Below are 19,982 nucleotides of genomic sequence, written 5' to 3' on the forward strand. Positions count from 1 at the left end.
TGCCCTTACGTTTTCCCATATAAGGTTTTTGTTTTAGCGGTTGTGCGCAAACGTAAATATTCTGACAAACCGGTCCAAAAACCTGGCATGTGTAATATCTGGCGCTGTACTTTTTTGGCATCCCGACACAATTCCAGATTATTCGTCGTTGACACTCCGCCCATAGAAAACTCCGATACCAACCCGCTCAACTTTTTAAAAGCGTAACCGGACTTGTATAATTGGGCTGCCAACGCGTAATCAGACGATATTTTATATTGCAAATCATAATGCCAGACATTCAGTCCTGAGAGCGGAAAGAATATCGCCTGATGACTAGCGGGCAGGCTGTGATAAATATACCAACCCGGTTTTGCCCGGCGCTTAATTTTGTTGCCATTGCCGAAATCCAGCAACGCATCGCCAATGACCATGGTTTGGTCGCTCTGCATTTTTAGCTGGCGGATAAAATGTGCCGCATCCGCAAGCAGAATATCCCCGGAGTTGAGGAACAGCGCGAACCGCCCGCGCGCCATCGCGATGCCTTTGTTCATCGCATCATAGATGCCGTTATCCGGCTCGCTGACAAACCGTAACCGGTGTTCCCCACAGAGCCCTTCAAGAAACGCCGACGTACCATCCGAGGAGCCGCCATCAACAACAATCCACTCAAAACTGATATCACCCGCTTGCGCCAGATGTGCCAGCGATGCGTGAGTTTTGACGATCCCTTCCAGATTGCGAAAGGCGACGGTAATGATACTGAGCAGCATGTGAGTTACCTCGCGATATTCAGCGCCTTGCGCAATATAAACGGACACACAATTAAAAATGCGTATTCCGGACTAAATACTGAACCTGTAAAAAACAGTGACAACGGTGTAAAAAGATAAAGCTGCACCCGATAATTCTGATTATCGCCAAACGCATTGATCATCATTTTCATGACCTTCCCCATGTACCACAGGGCTAATATCACCGCGAACCATGAAAAATAAATAATCAGCAGATACAAACCATTGTCTATTGTTTTACCGACATCTGCACCGTTAAAAATTCCGAATGACGCAACGTATTCATAAAGTGAGCCAAATCTCACTACGCCATCAACATTCAGTAACGAATAACCGACCATCACCAATGGTCCTACGATACGATAATACGATGACGAACCTTCAGTTCCTAAATCACCAAGCCGCGTTGCGATGTACGGAAAAGCAAATATCACACCAACTAAAAACACGCTTAATGAGATTATCGCCAGCGGTAGCTTCTTTTTTATCGCATCCTTATTCAGATACTGGAACGCCCACTCCAGGAGGTAAAACAAAATAAACGTCATTACCCCTGAAAACGATCCTGATAATATAATCCCTGCCAGAATCATAGCATCGGACTTAGGTGTTTTGATACCAAACTGTTTGATACTGAGCCAAATTGAGATTAACGCCAGAGCGAAGAATGCAGGTTCGAAATAGAGCGCAGTGGTACGTTTCCCACCAAATTTAATAAAGTTCAGAACATAGCTGTTACTGTAAATAAGATATTTCGAAATAACTTCCATTAAACTGCTGCCGCCGCTGAGAATTATCTGCGCCATTTCAACCGCAGCTAACCCCACCACCAGTCCCACAACCAGCCAGAAAAACCGCAAGATCTTAGCGTAGTTATGCGGTGAAATGGTTTTGAAGCGAATACTCCACACCATGCCAATGATCACCACGGTATAAACAAACAGCATCGCTGACGTTACGTACTTACTGGCATCCAGTGATTGACCGAACAGGTAGTTAAACGCCGTCAGCCCGCCCCCTACCCCCAGCGCGATCATTAATTTTTTGATATTGATGCGCTCGACAAACAGCAACAGCAGAACGGGTAAGAAGGTGACGATAGTTATCGGGAAGCTCTCGCCAAGCTGGGCGAGTTTGACGTTAACCAGCAGATAAAGCAGCGGTAGCACCAGATAGCTACAGATTCTGATAGAACGAGACATATTCCTCCAGCATCTGTTGCCCACTGTATGCCACCCGACTGCGTTGACTGAACGCGGTAAGGGACGTGTCAAATACCGCCTGCGCAATGTCTGATTTTTTCAGCTGCACCAGCTGCAATACGTCCGCTTCGCTGAACGTTTTGCCGCCTGATTTGGCCAGCACTTCCTGCGCGGCATCGCTGTGCGTGGCAATTACCGGTACGCCGATGGAAAGCGCTTCACACAAAATCAGCGGGTAGTTATCGACACGGGAGCTGAACACCAGTCCATCCATCTGGTTAAGCGCACTCATCAACGTGCGCTTATCGCTCTCAAAACCGTGGTTGATGACGTTATCTCCCGCAAATGGCGAAAATTTGCCGAAGGTATGCAGCTCAATTTTGTCCCCAAGCGCGCTAATCGCTCGCACCAGTTGTTGACTGGTTTTGCCGTCATAGCGCAGGTCATGAGCCACCACGGCAATTTTCGGCCGACCGCTCTCCGCAGGCATCGCGGGTAGTTCGGCAAGAATGGCTTCGGTTGCCACATCAATGCCATTATTGATAACGCGGCAGCATCCCACGCCATACAGGCTGTTGAATGCGTCGGCCACATGTTGACTGGGCGAGATAAACTGGCAGCCCAGCGCCAGCATGGCACGGAACATCTGCCGCTTACCGGGCAACTGCTGATGGGCTTTATCGACTTTTACCGGCGGATAGTTGCTGAGCGTTGGGCATTTCTGACAGCCCGTTCTCCAGCCTTCGCAGCCATCGGTAAAGGCACAGCGCCCGGTCACGCTCCAGTGATCGTGCAGGGTCCAGACGAAGGTGATATCCGGTTTATGCGCCTTCACTTTTTGGCAAAAGGTCACCACCTCTTCCAGGTTCAACCAGTAGCTGTGCAACACATGAAAATGCAGTACCAGCGGGCCGCAGGTGCGGGTAACCGTGCGATATAGCTTGTCGAGATTGCCGAACATGTCGCGATTTGCAAAACGAAACAGCGCAATGTTGGCCGCCGACGTCAGGCGCGGCGTATATTTGATAACCTGTGGGTATTTCGCATGACTGGCGCTTTTTTTACCGCCTTTGCCATAGCCATAGACAAACCGTGACGACAGCCCTTTTTCCAGCGCGCGAAGATGCAAATCTAACGCCACACCTGCAGCCCCACCTTCTGCGAGTCGCACATTAAACTGTAATATCTTCATTTTATTACCTTCACCCGTGCCTTCTCGCCCACGACCAGCGTATTGTCCGGAACGCTATCCACCACGACGCTCCCGGCGCCAATCGTCACGTTATCGCCAATAGCAACGTCGCCGAGCAGAGTGACATTGGCCCCCAACTCAACGCCGTTACCGATGACCGGACAAGATGGATCGTTGGCACCAAGATTGCCGATAGTGACGCCGTGGCGTAGGGTAAAATCATCCCCCGCTACCACGTGTTTATTGATAACCACCCCATAGCCATGATGGATGGTGAAACGACGACCAATTGATGCAGCAGCCTGAATTTCATAGCCAAACAGGCATTCGGTGATAAGGCGATACATCACCAGCACCGGGGCAGCCCACAGGTTGTTTATGATATTTTTTTTACGCCAGACGGAGCAAAAATGGGCAATCCGATAGGCCGCCACCATGCAGCAGGGGCGCAGACTCCAGCCGTTCGCGCGTAAATCTTCCAGCATAATTAGCGTCCTCGCAGTCCGTCGGCCAGACGCTTACTGTTACGAACAGAAAGCAGCGTCAGCAGCGTGCGCCAGTTCATCCTTTTATTGCGGATCTGATAGAGGGTAAACAGCTGATATTTCTTGCTGGCCCGGTCAAATTTGCCTTTGTGCTTGCGGTAAAACTGAAAGTAACCGGAGAATTTATTCGGCGATGAGGTAATACGCATCTCGCCGTGATTCACATGCAGGATCTGCGTCGCCTCTTTGACCTTCCACGGTTTGCCATACGCCACCACCATGCGCAGGAAGATGTCGTAATCCTGCGCCGCTTTCAGCGTGGTATCGAACAGGCATGCTTTAAACCGCCATGCCCAGGTAAATACCTGATTACCAATGATGTTGCGTTTATAAAACCTGCGGCGCGAATATACGGACTTCGGATAGAGCGGCAGACTGGTCGGCTGCGAATACACTTCGCCCTCACAGACATAGTCATTGGCATACAGAAACGCCCGTGTGACCAGTTGATGCCGATACTGCAGGAACACGCTCAGGCGGTTCGGCGTCCATTCATCATCATCATCAATCCCCGTAATGTATTGTCCATTGGCCTGCATAATGGCCTGATTACGCACCGCGCAGGCCCCGGAGTTGGTGGAATTATGCGTATACGACACACGCGGATCGTTGAGTTCCTCAACAAACTGCTGCAACTGCTCATATGATGAAGAGCAATCATCCACAATGATCATCTCCCAGTGAGGGTAGTCCTGGCGCAACACCGATTTAATCGCCCGAATGGCCAGCTGCTGGCGGTTCCAGGTTGGCATATAAATTGAAATTAGCGGGTTTTCTGTCGTCATTTTCGTTTCCGGATAGATACGCTTTTGTAGGCCGGATAAGGCGTTTTCGCCGCATCCGGCAGGGTTGGTGATTTATTTCGCATCCGACGTATATTCGTATTCGTAGTAGCCGTAATCCTGATACCCGCTGGCTCGGCGGAATATCGAGTTGAGGATCACCCCTTTCACCTGGATGCCATTTTGCTCGAAGCGACTCAGGCTGGTTTCCACCTCTTTCAGCGTGTTGACCGCATAACGCGCCACCATCAGCGTGGTGCCGACATGACGGCCAACAATCGCCGCGTCGGTCACCGCCAGAATTGGTGGGGTGTCAATCAGCACCAGGTCATAGTGCGAGCTGGCCCAGGCAATCAGTTCGCCGAAACGCTCGCTCATCAACAGCTCGGAAGGATTGGGAGGGACTTGACCGCGAGGGATCAGATCAAAATGCGGAATCGATGTCGGTTTGGCGCTGGATGAGATATCCCCCTTACCAATCAGGATCTCAGACAGGCCGTTGACGTTATTGGTCCCCAGCAGTTCGTGGGTATAGCCTTTGCGCATATCGCAGTCGATCAACAGCACGCGTTTGTTGGTCTGGCTGATGACTGCCGCCAGGTTGGCGCAGACAAACGTTTTACCAATCGACGGGCTGACGCCGGTCAGCATCAATACGTTGTTACGCGCCTGCATCATGGCAAAGTGCAGGCTGGTACGCAGGCTACGTACCGCTTCTATGGCGAGATCCGTTGGATTCCCCACGGCCAACAGCTGGCTTTGCTTGTAGCGTTTCACACCTTTAATGGTCTGAACGTTATCACGCGCTTTTTGCCATTCAGATAGCGGAATACTGGCATACACGCTGATACCATGCTCTTCCAGCGCCTGCGGGCTTTCAATACCGCGATTAAACAGAGAACGCAGCAATACGCCCACCACGGAAAGCATTAAACCGAGAATGATACTGCCGAGAATAATCAGCGCCGTTTTCGGCTTCAGCACGCCAGGCTGGGCAATCGCGGGATCGACAATGCGCACATCGCCAACCGTACTGGCCTCGGTAATCTTCAGTTCCTGTTGCTTGTTCAGCAACTGCATATAGACCTGCTGACCGGACTCCACATCACGCGTCAGACGAACAATTTCCTGCTGCGTTTTCGGCATCGCCGTTACGCGCCCGTTCAGCTTACTTTTCTCATCTTCCAGCGCCTGGCGTTTTTCCAGCAGCGTGCGGTACGCCGGATGCGCTTTGGTGAACAGCTTGGAAATCTCCGCTTCTTTAAAGGTCAGTTCATTCAGTTGCGCATCGATATTCACCATCGAATCCAGCACCGCTTTGGCTTCCAGCGGCAAATCCACGGAGTCTTTATCCTGACGAAAGGCGTTCAGCTTGTTTTCAGCAACGTCCAGCCGATTACGCACCTCAGGCAGTTGCTTTGCCAGAAACGCCAGACTTTTGGCGGCCTCTTCAGATTTACGTTCCACGTTTTGTTGCAGATAGTTGCGGGTAATACTGTCGAGGATCTGGCGGATTTGCTCGCGGTCTTCGCCGGTAAACGTCAGGCTCAATACGCCGGTGTCTTTGCCCGTTTCCGTCACCATCAAGTTATTTTGCAGGGTGTTTATCATGCCCAGCGTGGAGAATTTGCTGACGGTAAATTGGCTCTCCGGGCTGGCATGAATCGCCTCAACCAGCATCGTCACGCCATCGTGTTCCAACACCTTGCCGACTTGCCCCCGGGCGCTAAAACCCCCGTCACTCACCAGTTGATAGCTTGTGTCATTCAGCACATTGAGCGTGAAGGTCTGTTCATTCATTGCCTTTGGCAGCGTGAAGGTGGTCACATTAACCGTTTCGTTCTGGCGGCCCATCAGCCGGTCCCAGCCCGCGCCAAAAATAGGGAATGTATCTTTGGTAACGGCGATATCGAGGTTAAGATCGTCTACCGTTTTCCCTAATACCAGACGCGACTGGATGAGCTGAATTTCCGCTTCCGAGGCCGGCGGTTTGTTCGACAACGCCGAGCCAATATCCTGCACCAGTGAATTTCCGGTATTTTGCTCAATTTGCACCAGCGCGTCCGCACTGTAGATGGGTGTGGCGAACAGCGTGTAGACCGCGGCACACAATGCAAAAGCCGTGGTAATGCCTAATACCCACCAGCGGGCCTCCACCACCGTTGCAACCAGACGACCAATATCGATTTCATCATTGCCCGTTACCGGCGCAGCAGACTGTTTAACTTTTTCTGTCATTGTTTTCCCTGCTCTGCGTTCAGTGCCTGAGCCCATTGGCGGGCAGACCGTTCAAGTAATGCGTACACCGCGTCAAACGCATCACGGCTTTTACGATACGGATCGGGAATTTCGCGCTCGCTGTCCCAGTGCCCAAAAAGCATCACTTTGCCGCGCATCTCCGGTACCATTTCACACAGGGCAGAGATATGGCGCTTCTCCATGGTCAGGATCAGGTCATACTCCCGGCACATGCGTCCCGAGATCTGCCGGGCACAATGATTATCCAGTGACAGGTTGTGCGCCTGCGCCACGCTAATAGCACACGGATCCGCGCCTTTCCCCACCAGCGCCCCAAGACCGGCTGAAGAGACCGTTAACGCCGGATGAAATTGCCTTAATAAACGCTCTGCCGTCGGGGAACGACAAATGTTCCCCACACAGACAACTAAGATTTTGTTAAACATGATGATTACCAGTTGTGAAGGTCGCTGGCCGTGTCCGTCATATAACGAACACCGCTAATAGTCGGCAGCAACTGATTGATCAAACGGTTCCAGCGAGCAACCGGCGCGGTAGTGACGTACACCACATCGTATGGCTGGAGTCGGAATGATGTTGCCATCACCAGCGACGTCGCATCGGACATATCAAGCTGATAGATATTGGCGATCTTGCCGTTGTTCCCGCCCTCGCCTTTCAATGGTCGAATAACGAAAATGCCGCTGGCATTGGAGGTGGTCAGGTCGATACCTTCGGCATTGCCCAGCGCTTCGGTAAGCGTCATGCCGCTGAAGTCCATTTTGAGGGTGCTCTGTTTTTTCACTTCGCCCATCACAAAGACTTTCAAATCGTCATTACGCGGCACAAACAGAATGTCGCCAGGATAGAGCAGACGGTTCTGGCTCAGGTCGCCATTTTGCATCAGCGCTTGCAGTGAAATGCGTTGCTCTTGCCCTTTATGAGTCAGTACAACGTTGCGCCAGTCTGCCGCCTCGGTAAGACCGCCAGCGGCGTTGATGGCATCGAGAACGGTAAGCGGCACGTTGGTAATGGCCTGCTGGCCGGATTTGTTTACCTGCCCGGAGACATAAGCCTTCTGCGAGCGGAAAGCGGCGATATTAACGTCCACCTGCGGGTCAGCAATGTACTTCGCTAAGCGCCCGGTAATATCACTACGAATCTCTGCCAACGTTTTTCCTACCACGCTGACTTTGCCGATGTAGGGGTAAAACATGGTGCCATCAGGCTGCACCCAGTTGCCGGTATCGCTTGAGCTACGGTACTGCCCGGCTGGCGTGGTGAGTTCAGGATGGTCCCAGACGGTCACATTCAGGACATCCCCCGGGCCTACCCGGTACTGATATCCGGAAATCTCCTGGTCCAGCGACATATTAGGCTGTGCAACATTTGGTCGAGGACGTAATTGTTCGACCAGCCGTGGCGTGAGTGGATAAACATTCACCATGCGATCGATATCAAAATCAGCGTCCTGCTGTTTAATCACATCTTTGCCCATCGTAGACATATTGCTGCCCGGAAGCACGGTACAACCGTTTATCAAGATTACCGATACCAATACTGGCATCAATTTAAGTTTGGATTTCATCATTGATTATTTATCACTTTGGCAGAGTATTTATCACATGCAATCTAAATAGCGACTTCGCCTGTACGTATTTACCTTGCCGTTAATTTAAATGGAATTTAACTGGCATCAGTCCTAAAAAAAATGAATTCATCTGCGGTCTCTTGACAGAATAATTTAGGCTTGTTTCAGGCGACCAGACACGCTACCGCCCCTGGCTTCACTAGCTACCAATGCACTGATTAATTTAAATTTTTATCTTCTCCTTTATTTTCATCACATTTACAGCGTTAACGCATCGGGAATGGCGCCACTGATTGATGAGGAAATATTTATCTTTTGATTATTACCGCAAGAATTGTTGCAGCTATGCGAATATCAGGCAAGATAGCAAACCGCCGATACCTGGCTTTTAAGATTAATATTAAGCGTCGGATTTATATATTTTTAGGATTTTATTGATATTGACAATGTTGATATAGAAATATTCCACCTGCGATATTTCCTAAATATATTTAGATTAATAAAATCATTTCCTGTAGTTACATTAAGGCTATTATCCTGCATCAGTTCTGATATAACCGACAGAGAAATCCCTTCTCGCCATTGCATTTTTCGCCAGTTTTACCCATGATCGAATTGTGACAATTGTCATACAACTATGGGTATAGCATTTACTATGGAATGGATTGCCGATCCGTCAATCTGGGCCGGACTGGTCACGTTAATCGTGATCGAACTTGTTCTTGGCATTGATAATCTTGTTTTTATTGCCATCCTCGCGGAGAAACTACCTCCTGCCCAGCGGGATAAGGCGCGTATTACAGGGCTACTGCTGGCAATGGTTATGCGCCTGCTGCTGCTGGCATCAATATCCTGGCTGGTAACGCTGACCACGCCGCTGTTCAGCATTCGCGATCTCAGCTTCAGCGCCCGCGATCTGATCATGCTGTTCGGTGGTTTCTTCCTACTGTTTAAAGCCACTATGGAGCTCAACGAACGGCTGGAAGGGAAAGACAGCGATAACCCCACCCAGCGCAAAGGCGCTAAGTTCTGGGGTGTGGTCGCGCAGATCGTGGTGCTGGACGCCATCTTCTCTCTGGATTCCGTCATTACCGCTGTTGGCATGGTTGATCACCTGGCGGTGATGATGGCGGCAGTCATTATTGCCATCAGCCTGATGTTGCTGGCCAGCAAGTCGCTGACGCGCTTTGTTAACAGCCATCCAACTATTGTTATTCTGTGTCTGAGCTTCCTGCTGATGATTGGTTTCAGTCTGGTGGCCGAAGGGTTTGGTTTCCATATCCCGAAAGGTTACCTGTACGCGGCCATCGGCTTCTCGGTCATGATCGAAGCATTGAACCAGTTGGCTATCTTTAACCGTCGTCGCTTCCTCTCAGCCAACCATACTCTGCGCCAGCGCACCGCCGAGGCGGTAATGCGGCTGCTGAGCGGGCAAAAAGAAGATGCCGAACTGGATGCCGAAACCGCGGCGATGCTGGCGGATCATCATGAAGGTCAGATTTTTGCGCCTCAGGAGCGGCGGATGATTGAACGTGTGCTGAACTTCAATCAGCGTACCGTCAGCAGTATCATGACCTCGCGCCACGATATTGAACATATCGACCTCAATGCGCCCGAAGCAGAAATCCGCGCCTTACTGGAAAAAAACCAGCATACGCGTCTGGTGGTCACTGGCGAAGACGAGCAGGAGGAACTGCTGGGCGTGGTGCATGTCATCGATTTGCTGCAACAGTCTCTGCGCGGCGAACCGCTCGACCTGCGTGTATTGATTCGCCAGCCGCTGGTGTTCCCGGAGACCTTGCCGCTGCTTCCGGCGCTTGAGCAGTTCCGTAATGCCCGGACGCATTTCGCGTTTGTAGCCGATGAATTTGGTTCCGTCGAAGGGATTGTGACGCTGAGTGATGTGATGGAAACCATCGCCGGCAATCTGCCAAACGAGGTAGAGGAAATCGACGCCCGCCATGATATTCAGAAAAACGCCGATGGTTCGTGGACCGCTAACGGACATATGCCACTGGAAGACCTGGTGCAGTACGTGCCTATCCCGTTAGACGATAAGCGTGAGTATCACACCATTGCCGGACTGTTAATGGAGTATTTGCAGCGTATCCCAAAAACCGGGGAGGAAGTTCAGGTTGGCGACTACCGACTGAAAACCCTGCAGGTGGAAAATCATCGCGTGCAAAAGGTCCAGCTGATACCGCTACACGGTGAAGAAGAGATGGATTACGAGGTGTAAGTCACGGGCCGGATGGGGCATTAGCCACCATCCGGCAATATGAATCAGAGCTTATCCAGCAACTTTTTAACATCTTTGCCGTTGCGGGAATCTTTATTGCGATCTGCCCAGTCATTCAGACGACGTTTTGCTTCATCCTGCAGATGCTTACGCAAAAGCTGATCAACTTGCAGACTGTAGTTCAGTGATTGCCACTGGCCATAGACCCTGAGAGGAACCGGGGTGGCCTTCAGGAAACTAATTAACTTACTTTCGCCATCCCAACCGCCCAGCACGCGAATGTTAAACAGCGTGTCGCAATTCTGCTTCACCAGATCTAACGTTCCTTTGCCGGTTAGCGCCAACATCGCGGACTCGCCTGCCATGTTATCCAGCGTCACCTCTCCGTTATCCAGCGTCATATCGGTTACAAAATGATCCAACCGGGTCACGTTATCGAGGTTTTGCTGAGATTTAACATCCCCACCGCTGCGTTCTACAGCCTGTTGAATCATCTGCTGGAAGTTCATCCCTTCCATTCGCGTATCGTTCATTTCGACATGGGCCTGCCCTTGCCAGCTATGGCGAAACGCCTGGGCATCAATATCTGAGCCGGAAAAGTCTCCCGCCAGCGACAGCTTGCCGGTGAGTGCGATGGGGTAATCAAAGGCCTTCAGAATCGTGCCAATTTCCACACCTTCCAGACGCGGATGAAAGACCGCTCGCGGTTCTCCCTTTCTGGCATCCAGCGTGCCGGGCAGTGAGATCAGCCCGCCATCACTTTTTCCCTGCAACTGCGCAATGTTCAGTAAGCCGAACTGGTTGTCTATTTTTGCCGAAACATTCTCAAACGCCATTTTCCGCCACAGCACTTTGTCAGCCTGCAAAGCGATGTCTGCCGAAAAACCCTTGAGTCCCTGATACGAAACGGCATCAACCTGGGAAGCAATGACGGGGCGCGCCAGCGTTGACTGACTCTGACCTTGCTGAACGTCACCTTTTGCTGTCGCCGCTGCGTCATGCTGTACGAGCAGGTTATCCAGATTGAGCTGACCAAATTTCAGGTCGACGGCCCATTCCGGTTTTTCCAACAAGGCCACATGCGCTTGCCCAGAGAAAGAAGAGTCATTAGCGGTCAAATTTATCTGGCTAAACGAAAGCTGTTTTTTCTCTTCCAGCCATTGCGCCTGAAGATGTCCCTGACCGTTGATCCCCTGCGGCGGCAGATCGGCCCCCTGTAATTGCCAGCTTAACTGCTCAATATTCGCAGATAAGTTATGCGGATAATCGGAGGCATCGACCGTGCCGTTAAAGGATAACGCGAGATCGCGCTGATCGCGGTTTACACGCCCGGAAAAATCAAACGTGCCGCGGTGCTGGCTATCTTGTTCCATCTCCAGACGAATATCACGAACGGTAACTTGTTCATCGTCTTCATGCTGGAATACCAGAACACTGTCGGCAACGCGCAAACGGGCGATATCAAACGACCATCCTTTGTCTTCCGCCAGATCGGGCAACATATTGTCTTTTGGGGCAACGGGCGCATCTTTACCGCGCACCGCCTCAGTTTGCGGGGTCAGTTGAATCACTGCGCCTTTGAGCATCACCTGCTTCACGCTGAGCTGGTGGCTCAACAGCGGCCACAACGCGACGTCGAGACGCATATTGTCGGCACGAACCAGAGGCTCGCTGGCGCCTTCAGCTGTTAACACCACTCGCCCTGAGAGGATACTCAGTTGCGGCCATACGTGCCAACGCAGGGGGCCATCCAACTGCAGCTGATACCCACTACGTGCGGCAACCTGCTTGACCATATACGCGCGGAAATCATTCGGATTCACCAACAGTACTAACGCAGAAAAGCCGGCCACCAGCACGACCAGAAGAATCATCAGCGTCGTCAGAAATCGTCTCATGCTATCCCCAATGGACTGAAAAACACTCAGTCTTTATCGATCCGGCTGGCAACGGCGCCCTGCTGGTCGCGATACTTCGCATCCTGACGACGGTTGTATGGTCGCGCTGCCGGACCGGAAAGCGGTTCGAAACTTAGCGCGCCAATCGGCATGCCCGGACGCAGAGCCAGCGGTAATTTTCCGGAGTTGTAAAACTCCAGTACAATACAGCCAGACCAGCCCGGATCGATACGGTGTGCGGTGACGTGTACCATCAGTCCCAGACGCGCCAGAGATGAACGGCCATCTAACCAACCGACGAGATCGGAAGGCAGCGTCACGGATTCGAACGTTACTGCCAGCGCAAGCTCACCCGGATGCAAGAAGAATGCCTCGCCGTCCTTGAGGACGATTTCATCACTCATCACGCGATCCAGCGCGGCGCTGACTTCATCTTTCGGTCCGCTCAAATCGATATACGCCGCCGTATGACCGCGGAACGTACGGAATTTGTTGCCAAGACGCACATCTACCGTGGCGCCATTGATTCGCTCGACAGGAGGGCGTGGAGTGATCGACAGGCGACCTTCATCCAACCAGGCTTCAATATCTCGGTCACATAAACGCATGGCACTTTCTCCTTTCGTGCTTCAAACCCTTAATGCCAGGTGCGTTAAGGGTGAACCAGGTTATCACTGAACGGTACACAATTCGCTGAACTTATTCAAAGAACTGACTGATTTTAGCCTTCAGAATATCGATGGCGATGCGGTTTTTACCCCCGCGCGGCACAATGATGTCGGCGTATTGCTTTGAAGGCTCAATAAATTGCAGGAACATTGGACGGACGGTTTTCTGGTATTGCGCCATCACCGAATCCATTGAACGACCACGTTCATTCACATCCCGCTTGATACGGCGCATCAGACAAATATCCAGCGGCGTATCAACAAAAATAGAAAAGTTCATCTCATCGCGCAAACGCGCATCCGTCAGCAGCAAAATGCCTTCCAGGATAATGACTTTCTTCGGTTCGATATGAATAGTGTCTTGCGTACGCGTGTGCTCAACATAGCTATAAACCGGCAGCTCAATGGCAGAGCCGCGCTTCAGCGTTTGCAGATGTTGAAACAGCAGGCTGTGGTCCATCGCGTTCGGATGGTCGTAGTTGGTTTTTACGCGTTCTTCCATCGACAGATGGCTTTGATCTTTGTAATAGCTGTCTTCGGGAATAACGCCAATATGTTCGTCACCGACTTGTTCACGCAATTCGCGATAAAGAGTACTGGCAATAAGGCTCTTGCCGGAAGCCGATGCGCCGGCAATGCCGATAATGACGCACTGATGGGACTGATCAGTCATAAATTTAGCGACCTGATTAACCTGGATGTAAGGAAGGGCGGCGTCGAAACGCCAAACGCGGCAATTATAGGGATTTCAGCGGCGCGATGCCACCCCAGGCTGCACCAATGCTGTCCCTGTCGCAAATTAAAATGGTCAGATTTAGAACAGCCGCTATATTTATTCACCTGCCTTAGGAATTAATAGCTTGAGAGTGTTAATTTATGAGCAGCTGGCGTATAAATTGTAAATTGTTTGTACTAGCATAATCCCAGATTAAATGTGATGCGTCCGGCATCTCTGCTGGGCGACAACGGCTATTTGGGTAGAGTGGTAATGAGTAAACAATCCCAACATGTTTTAGTTACCTTACCCCATCCTCTACTGCGCCTGGCCAGTTTAGGTCTGGTGGCTTTCATTTTTACGCTATTCTCGCTGGAACTGTCACGTTTCGGCGCACAGCTGGCGCCGCTTTGGTTCCCAACGTCAATCATGATGGTGGCTTTTTACCGTCATGCGGGAAAGATGTGGCCGGGAATTGCGCTGGCTTGTTCATTTGGTAATATCGGTGCGTCCTTACTCTTCTTCCCCGGTGAATCGCTTAGCTTCACCTATACTGCTATCAACATTATTGAGGCTGTCGTTGGCGCAATGCTATTGCGTAAACTGCTGCCCTGGTACAATCCCTTACAAAATCTCAACGACTGGGCGCGCCTGGCTTTTGGCAGCGCCGTGGTTCCTCCCGTGTTGGGCGGCTTGCTACTGTGGTTATTGCTGCCAAAGGAAACCTCGTTAAATACCTTTCTTATTTGGGTGCTGTCAGAGTCCATCGGCGCGCTGGCGCTGGTGCCGTTAGGTTTGCTGTTTAAGCCCCATTATCTGCTCCGCCACCGCGACCCACGGTTACTGCTTGAAACCGTCATCACACTTCTGGTGACCTTGACGCTCAGTTGGCTGTCCATGATGTATCTTCCATGGCCTTTTACCTGCGTTATCGTCCTGTTGATGTGGAGCGCTGTTCGTCTGCCGCGAATGGAGGCATTTTTAATTTTCCTCAGCACCGTGATGATGGTCTCGATGATGTTGGCCGCCGACCCTTCGCTGCTCTACATCCCAAAACCCAACTTGACGACCAGCCTGCCTTGGCTGCCGTTTTTGATGATCCTGCTGCCGGCCAATATGATGACGATGGTGATGTACGCGTTTCGGGCCGAACGCAAACATATCTCTGAAAGCGAATCGCGCTTTCGCAATGCCATGGAATATTCCGCGATTGGTATGGCGCTGGTGGGGACCGAGGGGCAATGGCTCCAGGCGAATAAAGCGTTGTGCCAGTTTCTGGGCTACAGCCAGGATGAGCTACGTTCGCTAACCTTCCAGCAATTAACCTGGCCGGAAGATCTGAATAATGATCTCGAGCAGTTAGATATGCTGGCGCGCGGGGAAATCAACAGCTACTCCATGGAAAAACGCTATTACACCCGTTCGGGCGACGTCGTCTGGGCGTTGCTGGCCGTTTCGTTGGTGCGTCATAGCGACAATACCCCACTCTATTTTATCGCGCAGGTTGAGGACATTAACGACCTGAAGCATACCGAGTGGATTAACAAACGGTTGATGGAGCGCATTACCCTCGCCAATGAAGCCGGGGGGATTGGGATCTGGGAATGGGAACTCCAGCCTGACGTGATCAGCTGGGATAAACGGATGTTCGATCTCTACGAAGTTCCTGCGCATATCAAGCCCAGTTGGCAAGTCTGGTATGAGTGCGTGGTACCCGAAGATCGTGAGTACGCCGAAAATGTAATTCGTGATTCACTGGCCGCACGGGCTCCGTTTAAGCTTGAGTTTCGTATCGCGGTAAAAGATGGCATACGCCATATCCGCTCGTTGGCCAACCGGGTACTGAATAAAGACGGTGAAGTTGAACGCTTACTTGGTATCAATATGGATATGACCGAAGTCAAGCAGCTTAACGAAGCGCTGTATCAGGAAAAAGAGCGCCTTCACATTACGCTGGATTCAATCGGCGAAGCGGTGATTTGTATTGATGTCGAGATGAACGTGACCTTTATGAATCCGGTCGCTGAGAAAATGAGCGGCTGGCAGCAGGACAGTGCCATCGGCATTCCGCTATTGACGGTACTACATATTACTTTTGGCGAGAACGGTCCGCTGATGGAAAATATCTACAGTGCTGACATGTCGCGTACGGCAATCGAACAGGAAGTGGTCCTGCATTGTCGTAACGGCAACAGTTATGACATTCAGTACAGCATCACGCCCCTCAGCACCCTCGACGGCGGCAGCATTGGCTCGGTGTTGGTTATTCAGGACGTCACAGAGTCGCGGAAGATGCTCCGCCAGCTTAGCTACAGCGCCTCGCATGATGACCTGACCCAGTTGGCAAACCGGGTCAGCTTCGAAAACCATCTAAAACAATTGCTGCATTCGGTACACGACACGCACCAGAGCCATGTACTGGTTTTTATCGATTTGGATCGTTTTAAAGCGGTGAACGACAGCGCGGGTCATGCCGCCGGCGATGCTCTGCTGCGTGAACTCTCTGCACTTATGCTCAGCATGTTGCGATCCAGCGATATGCTGGCACGCCTGGGCGGCGACGAGTTTGGTCTGTTGCTACCGGATTGTAATATCGAAAGCGCCCGCTTTATCTCAGGTCGCATCATCAGCGCCATCAACGATTACCACTTTATGTGGGAGGGCCGGTTACACCGCATTGGCGCCAGTGCGGGGATTACGCTCATTGATGAGAAAAACCATGTCGCGACCGATGTGATGTCTCAGGCCGATATCGCCTGCTACGCGGCGAAAAACAGCGGCCGTGGGCGAGTCTGTGTCTATGAACCTCAGCAAAGCCAGGCCCATGCCGCGCGTAGTCAACTGACATTGGATGAACAAAGACACACCATTATGCACAACCCAATGCTGATGATCGCCAGAGGTGTGGCTTCCCCGCGTATACCGGAGACGTTTAGCTTCTGGCTTCTCTCGCTTCGCTTAGGCACCGCTGAGGGTGAAGTCATTGAGGAGCAAGCCTTCCGCGCCGGGCTGGTCGATCCCGCGTTAAGCAAGGCGCTTGACCGTCGGGTATTTAGCGAGTTCTTCCAGAACTCTGCCCAAGCAGTAGCCAGTAAGGGCCTCAGTATTGCCCTGCCCCTTTCCGCCGTCGGCCTGCTCAACACAGAACTTATCGATGAGTTGCTGGAGCACTTGCAACGCAGTCCACTACCGCCGCGATTGCTGCATCTGACCGTTCCGGCAAGCGTCTTCAAAACCAACCCAACGCAGGCTATATCCGCCCTGCATCGACTGCGTCAGTACGGTTGTCGAATTGTATTAAGTCAGGTTGGTCGCGATTTAGAGCTCTTTGACAACCTGAAATATCGCATTGTCGATTACCTGCTGCTCGACAGCGAGCTAAGCGCCAGCGTCCACGGTAACTTGATTGACGAAATGTGGGTGTCCATTATCCAGGGCCATGCTCAGCGTCTGGACATTAAAACCATCGCCGGCCCGGTGCAGTTGCCGCTGATCATGGATGCGCTTTCTGGCATCGGGATTGATATGATTTATGGCGATATCATTGCCGACGCCCAACCGCTGGACCTGTTACTGAATACCAGTAATTTCGCCATCAACTGACGGCTGCCAGCCATCCGTATACCAGATATGTAATAACGCATAGGAGCGCCAGGGTTTCCAGCGCTCTGCATAACGTCGGATCTGGGCCGGTGTCATGCCGGGAAAACGCTGCTTAATCAGATAATCATCCGGCAGAAAAACATCTTTCGCCTGCCAGCCGCGCAGTGCAAAGTAGTTGGCGGTCCAGCGCCCTATCCCGGGAAACGTTTGTAGCTGCTTAACGCCTTGTTCGATATCGGCAGGGGCTGTTGTCGCGAGCGTTCCTTCAAGGGTTGCATGAGCCAGGTGAATCAACGCTTCAGCGCGTTTGAGCGGCATTCCTAACGCTTTCAGGTGCAGTGGATCGGCATTGGCAAGCGCTTCCGGCGTAGGAAAACACACATACTCGGGCGCATCCTCCAGCGCTTCCCCGTAAGCGTGCGCCACTTTCGCCGTCAGTTTCGCGGCCATCAATACGCTGACTAACTGCCCTAAAATCGCCCGCCCCCCTTGCTCAAACGCATCGACACATCCCGGCAGGCGCAGTCCCGGACGCGCCGCACCGAGGCTACCCAGCGCGGCGATAATTTGCTGCGGACAACAGCCAAGATCGAACAAGCGCGTTATTTTTGCCAGGCACTCGGAGGCGACCGGCTGTAACCCTGTGCTCAACGTCACGTGTAGCACGTTGGCGTGCAGATCCGGGACAACGCGCACCAGACCACGATGCTCCCCTACGGACAGGCTTCTGACATAGCTCAGTTCCTCTACGGTTTCGACACCTTCAACCGCACGGGCGGCAAGAAATCCCAGCATCCAGGGCCAGTCATAAGGTGGTTGCCAGCTCAGCGTGAACATTCAGTTTTCCTTTTTACGCAAACCTACAGCATAAACGGTATTCAATCAGTACGCCTTGCTTTCATATTCCAGTTGTCGGGGCGTCAACTATTCGTTAAAGTCACGCCCCTTCTTCACTGGCATGGGGATTTTTACGGTGTTTATTGGTTTTGACTACGGTACGGCAAACTGTTCAGTGGCCGTTATGCGTGATGGGCAGCCCCACCTGCTCAAAATGGAAAATAACAGCACGCTGCTACCCTCAATGCTGTGCGCACCAACGCGCGAAGCGGTTAGCGAGTGGCTGTATCGCCATCATGACATCCCAACTACGGACGATGAAACGCAGGCGCTGCTTCGCCGTGCGATGCGCTACAACCGCGAAGAAGACATCGACGTTAACGCCAACAGCGTACAGTTCGGTCTGGCATCGCTGGGTCAGTATATTGAAGACCCGGAAGAGGTGTACTTCGTTAAATCGCCAAAATCATTTTTGGGCGCCAGCGGTCTGAAGCCGCAGCAGGTTGCGCTGTTTGAAGATCTGGTCTGTGCAATGATGCTGCACATTCGCAACCAGGCGCAAAGCCAACTGCCGGAAGCTATCACTCAGGCCGTGATTGGTCGGCCCATCAACTTCCAGGGATTAGGTGGCGATGACGCCAACACCCAGGCGCAGGGTATTCTTGAACGTGCGGCCAAACGCGCCGGTTTTCAGGATGTCGTCTTCCAGTACGAGCCGGTAGCGGCGGGACTGGATTACGAAGCGACGCTGCAGGAAGAAAAACGCGTGTTGGTGGTGGATATCGGCGGGGGTACGACCGACTGTTCAATGCTGCTGATGGGGCCGCAATGGCATCAGCGCGCCGATCGCGAAAACAGCCTGCTGGGACACAGTGGCTGCCGCGTAGGCGGGAACGATCTGGATATCGCGCTGGCGTTTAAACACCTGATGCCGCTGCTGGGTATGGGCGGTGAGACTGAAAAAGGTATCGCCTTACCGATTCTCCCCTGGTGGAACGCGGTCGCAATCAACGACGTTCCCGCGCAAAGTGATTTCTACAGCAGCGCCAACGGTAGATTGCTCAACGATCTTGTCCGCGACGCAAGAGAAGCTGATAAAGTCGCTCTGCTGCTTAAAGTCTGGCGCGAGCGTCTGAGCTATCGCCTGGTGCGCAGTGCAGAAGAGAGCAAAATCGCACTTTCCGACCAGACCATTGTAACGGCGGCGATACCGTTTATCAGCGACACGCTGGCAACCGATATCAATCAACACGGACTGGAAGCTGCGCTCAATCAGCCCCTGGCGCGTATTCTGGAGCAGGTCCAGCTGGCGCTGGACAACGCACAGGAAAAACCGGACGTGATTTATCTGACCGGCGGCAGCGCGCGTTCGCCGCTGATTAAAAAAGCCCTCGCCCAGCAGCTTCCCGGGATCCCTATCGCGGGTGGCGATGACTTCGGTTCTGTCACCGCCGGACTGGCCCGCTGGGCTGACGTTGTTTTCCGCTAAGCCGCTCGCATGCTGAAAAGTGTGCGTATTGACATCATCCTTGCTGTGGCTTATTTTCAGGAGTGAGGGTTAGGGAGGGTTTCCCCTCCCCCTGGTGTCTTAGTAAGCCGCGAAGCTAATGACTAAGAGTATCACCAGTATGATGACCTGCTTCATCATAACCCTTTCCTTATTTTGGCCCCTTCCTCGGGAGGGCTTTCCCGTTCCAGC

General features: G+C 52.1%; 16 protein-coding genes. 3 read left to right on the top strand and 13 right to left on the bottom strand.

The genetic code is table 11. The features are described from left to right. Positions 1-5: 5 nt before the first annotated feature. The 8 genes from wcaE to OGX86_RS10560 all read right to left on the bottom strand — a co-directional run bounded on the left by wcaE (position 6) and on the right by OGX86_RS10560 (position 8,323). Positions 6-752, bottom strand: a complete 747-nt coding sequence (wcaE, locus tag OGX86_RS10525) for a colanic acid biosynthesis glycosyltransferase WcaE (protein WP_286639990.1) — start codon at positions 750-752, stop codon at positions 6-8. 5 nt (positions 753-757) lie between these two features. Continuing rightward, positions 758-1,975, bottom strand: coding sequence for a colanic acid polymerase WcaD (gene wcaD / locus OGX86_RS10530; RefSeq protein ID WP_060683572.1), 1,218 nt, complete (start codon positions 1,973-1,975; stop codon positions 758-760). Beyond that, a complete protein-coding gene (wcaC, locus tag OGX86_RS10535) occupies positions 1,950-3,167 on the bottom strand; it encodes a colanic acid biosynthesis glycosyltransferase WcaC (protein ID WP_195994797.1) in 1,218 nt (405 codons plus the stop codon). Before wcaC ends, wcaD begins: the two co-directional genes overlap by 26 nt. Continuing rightward, the gene (gene wcaB, locus OGX86_RS10540) at positions 3,164-3,652 is read right to left on the bottom strand and encodes a colanic acid biosynthesis acetyltransferase WcaB (protein ID WP_032943932.1); all 489 of its coding nucleotides are present in this window, start codon (positions 3,650-3,652) and stop codon (positions 3,164-3,166) included. Before wcaB ends, wcaC begins: the two co-directional genes overlap by 4 nt. 2 nt (positions 3,653-3,654) lie before the next feature. Continuing rightward, a complete protein-coding gene (gene wcaA, locus OGX86_RS10545; protein ID WP_000206145.1) occupies positions 3,655-4,497 on the bottom strand; it encodes a colanic acid biosynthesis glycosyltransferase WcaA in 843 nt (280 codons plus the stop codon). Positions 4,498-4,569: 72 nt separating this feature from the next. Then, entirely contained in the window at positions 4,570-6,732 is a 2,163-nt protein-coding gene (wzc, locus tag OGX86_RS10550; protein WP_286639993.1) for a tyrosine-protein kinase Wzc, read from the bottom strand. After that, the gene (wzb, locus tag OGX86_RS10555) at positions 6,729-7,178 is read right to left on the bottom strand and encodes a low molecular weight protein-tyrosine-phosphatase Wzb (protein WP_032949610.1); all 450 of its coding nucleotides are present in this window, start codon (positions 7,176-7,178) and stop codon (positions 6,729-6,731) included. The genes wzc and wzb overlap by 4 nt, the downstream gene beginning before the upstream one ends. A gap of 5 nt (positions 7,179-7,183) precedes the next feature. Next, complete coding sequence (locus tag OGX86_RS10560; protein WP_003834266.1) at positions 7,184-8,323, bottom strand: polysaccharide export protein; 1,140 nt, start codon at positions 8,321-8,323, stop codon at positions 7,184-7,186. 655 nt (positions 8,324-8,978) lie between these two features. On the opposite strand from OGX86_RS10560, the gene OGX86_RS10565 reads away from it, so the two are divergent. Continuing rightward, complete coding sequence (locus OGX86_RS10565) at positions 8,979-10,562, top strand: TerC family protein (RefSeq protein ID WP_032941964.1); 1,584 nt, start codon at positions 8,979-8,981, stop codon at positions 10,560-10,562. Positions 10,563-10,606: 44 nt separating this feature from the next. Here OGX86_RS10565 and asmA read toward each other — a convergent pair whose 3' ends face one another. The 3 genes from asmA to udk form a co-directional block, all read right to left on the bottom strand. Then, a complete protein-coding gene (gene asmA, locus OGX86_RS10570; protein ID WP_267447578.1) occupies positions 10,607-12,460 on the bottom strand; it encodes an outer membrane assembly protein AsmA in 1,854 nt (617 codons plus the stop codon). A gap of 26 nt (positions 12,461-12,486) precedes the next feature. Further along, positions 12,487-13,068, bottom strand: coding sequence for a dCTP deaminase (gene dcd, locus OGX86_RS10575; protein ID WP_003834269.1), 582 nt, complete (start codon positions 13,066-13,068; stop codon positions 12,487-12,489). 91 nt (positions 13,069-13,159) lie between these two features. Then, complete coding sequence (udk, locus tag OGX86_RS10580) at positions 13,160-13,801, bottom strand: uridine kinase (RefSeq protein WP_003036776.1); 642 nt, start codon at positions 13,799-13,801, stop codon at positions 13,160-13,162. 315 nt (positions 13,802-14,116) lie between these two features. On the opposite strand from udk, the gene OGX86_RS10585 reads away from it, so the two are divergent. Next, the gene (locus OGX86_RS10585) at positions 14,117-17,446 is read left to right on the top strand and encodes a diguanylate cyclase (RefSeq protein ID WP_286639996.1); all 3,330 of its coding nucleotides are present in this window, start codon (positions 14,117-14,119) and stop codon (positions 17,444-17,446) included. Here OGX86_RS10585 and alkA read toward each other — a convergent pair. Next, entirely contained in the window at positions 17,414-18,283 is an 870-nt protein-coding gene (gene alkA, locus OGX86_RS10590) for a DNA-3-methyladenine glycosylase 2 (RefSeq protein ID WP_286639998.1), read from the bottom strand. The genes OGX86_RS10585 and alkA overlap by 33 nt on opposite strands. A gap of 136 nt (positions 18,284-18,419) precedes the next feature. Between alkA and yegD the strand changes: the two genes are divergently transcribed. Further along, positions 18,420-19,772, top strand: coding sequence for a molecular chaperone (gene yegD, locus OGX86_RS10595; RefSeq protein WP_286640000.1), 1,353 nt, complete (start codon positions 18,420-18,422; stop codon positions 19,770-19,772). A 99-nt stretch (positions 19,773-19,871) separates the two neighbouring features. Here the strand turns inward: yegD and OGX86_RS10600 are convergent, their stop codons facing one another. After that, positions 19,872-19,931 (bottom strand): type I toxin-antitoxin system Ibs family toxin, encoded by a 60-nt coding sequence (locus OGX86_RS10600; RefSeq protein WP_100280300.1) that lies wholly within the window; start codon positions 19,929-19,931, stop codon positions 19,872-19,874. Positions 19,932-19,982: the final 51 nt, after the last annotated feature.

The sequence above is a fragment of the Citrobacter sp. Cpo040 genome (assembly GCF_030332915.1).
Lineage (GTDB): Bacteria > Pseudomonadota > Gammaproteobacteria > Enterobacterales > Enterobacteriaceae > Citrobacter > Citrobacter portucalensis.

Coding starts and splice junctions, on each gene's coding strand:
- wcaD (WP_060683572.1), bottom strand. CDS start 1,975: ATGTCTCGTTCTATCAGAATCTGTAGCTATCTGGTGCTACCGCTGCTT.
- wcaE (WP_286639990.1), bottom strand. CDS start 752: ATGCTGCTCAGTATCATTACCGTCGCCTTTCGCAATCTGGAAGGGATC.
- OGX86_RS10565 (WP_032941964.1), top strand. CDS start 8,979: ATGGAATGGATTGCCGATCCGTCAATCTGGGCCGGACTGGTCACGTTA.
- wcaB (WP_032943932.1), bottom strand. CDS start 3,652: ATGCTGGAAGATTTACGCGCGAACGGCTGGAGTCTGCGCCCCTGCTGC.
- OGX86_RS10585 (WP_286639996.1), top strand. CDS start 14,117: ATGAGTAAACAATCCCAACATGTTTTAGTTACCTTACCCCATCCTCTA.
- dcd (WP_003834269.1), bottom strand. CDS start 13,068: ATGCGTTTATGTGACCGAGATATTGAAGCCTGGTTGGATGAAGGTCGC.
- alkA (WP_286639998.1), bottom strand. CDS start 18,283: ATGTTCACGCTGAGCTGGCAACCACCTTATGACTGGCCCTGGATGCTG.
- OGX86_RS10560 (WP_003834266.1), bottom strand. CDS start 8,323: ATGATGAAATCCAAACTTAAATTGATGCCAGTATTGGTATCGGTAATC.
- wcaA (WP_000206145.1), bottom strand. CDS start 4,497: ATGACGACAGAAAACCCGCTAATTTCAATTTATATGCCAACCTGGAAC.
- wzb (WP_032949610.1), bottom strand. CDS start 7,178: ATGTTTAACAAAATCTTAGTTGTCTGTGTGGGGAACATTTGTCGTTCC.
- wzc (WP_286639993.1), bottom strand. CDS start 6,732: ATGACAGAAAAAGTTAAACAGTCTGCTGCGCCGGTAACGGGCAATGAT.
- asmA (WP_267447578.1), bottom strand. CDS start 12,460: ATGAGACGATTTCTGACGACGCTGATGATTCTTCTGGTCGTGCTGGTG.
- udk (WP_003036776.1), bottom strand. CDS start 13,801: ATGACTGATCAGTCCCATCAGTGCGTCATTATCGGCATTGCCGGCGCA.
- wcaC (WP_195994797.1), bottom strand. CDS start 3,167: ATGAAGATATTACAGTTTAATGTGCGACTCGCAGAAGGTGGGGCTGCA.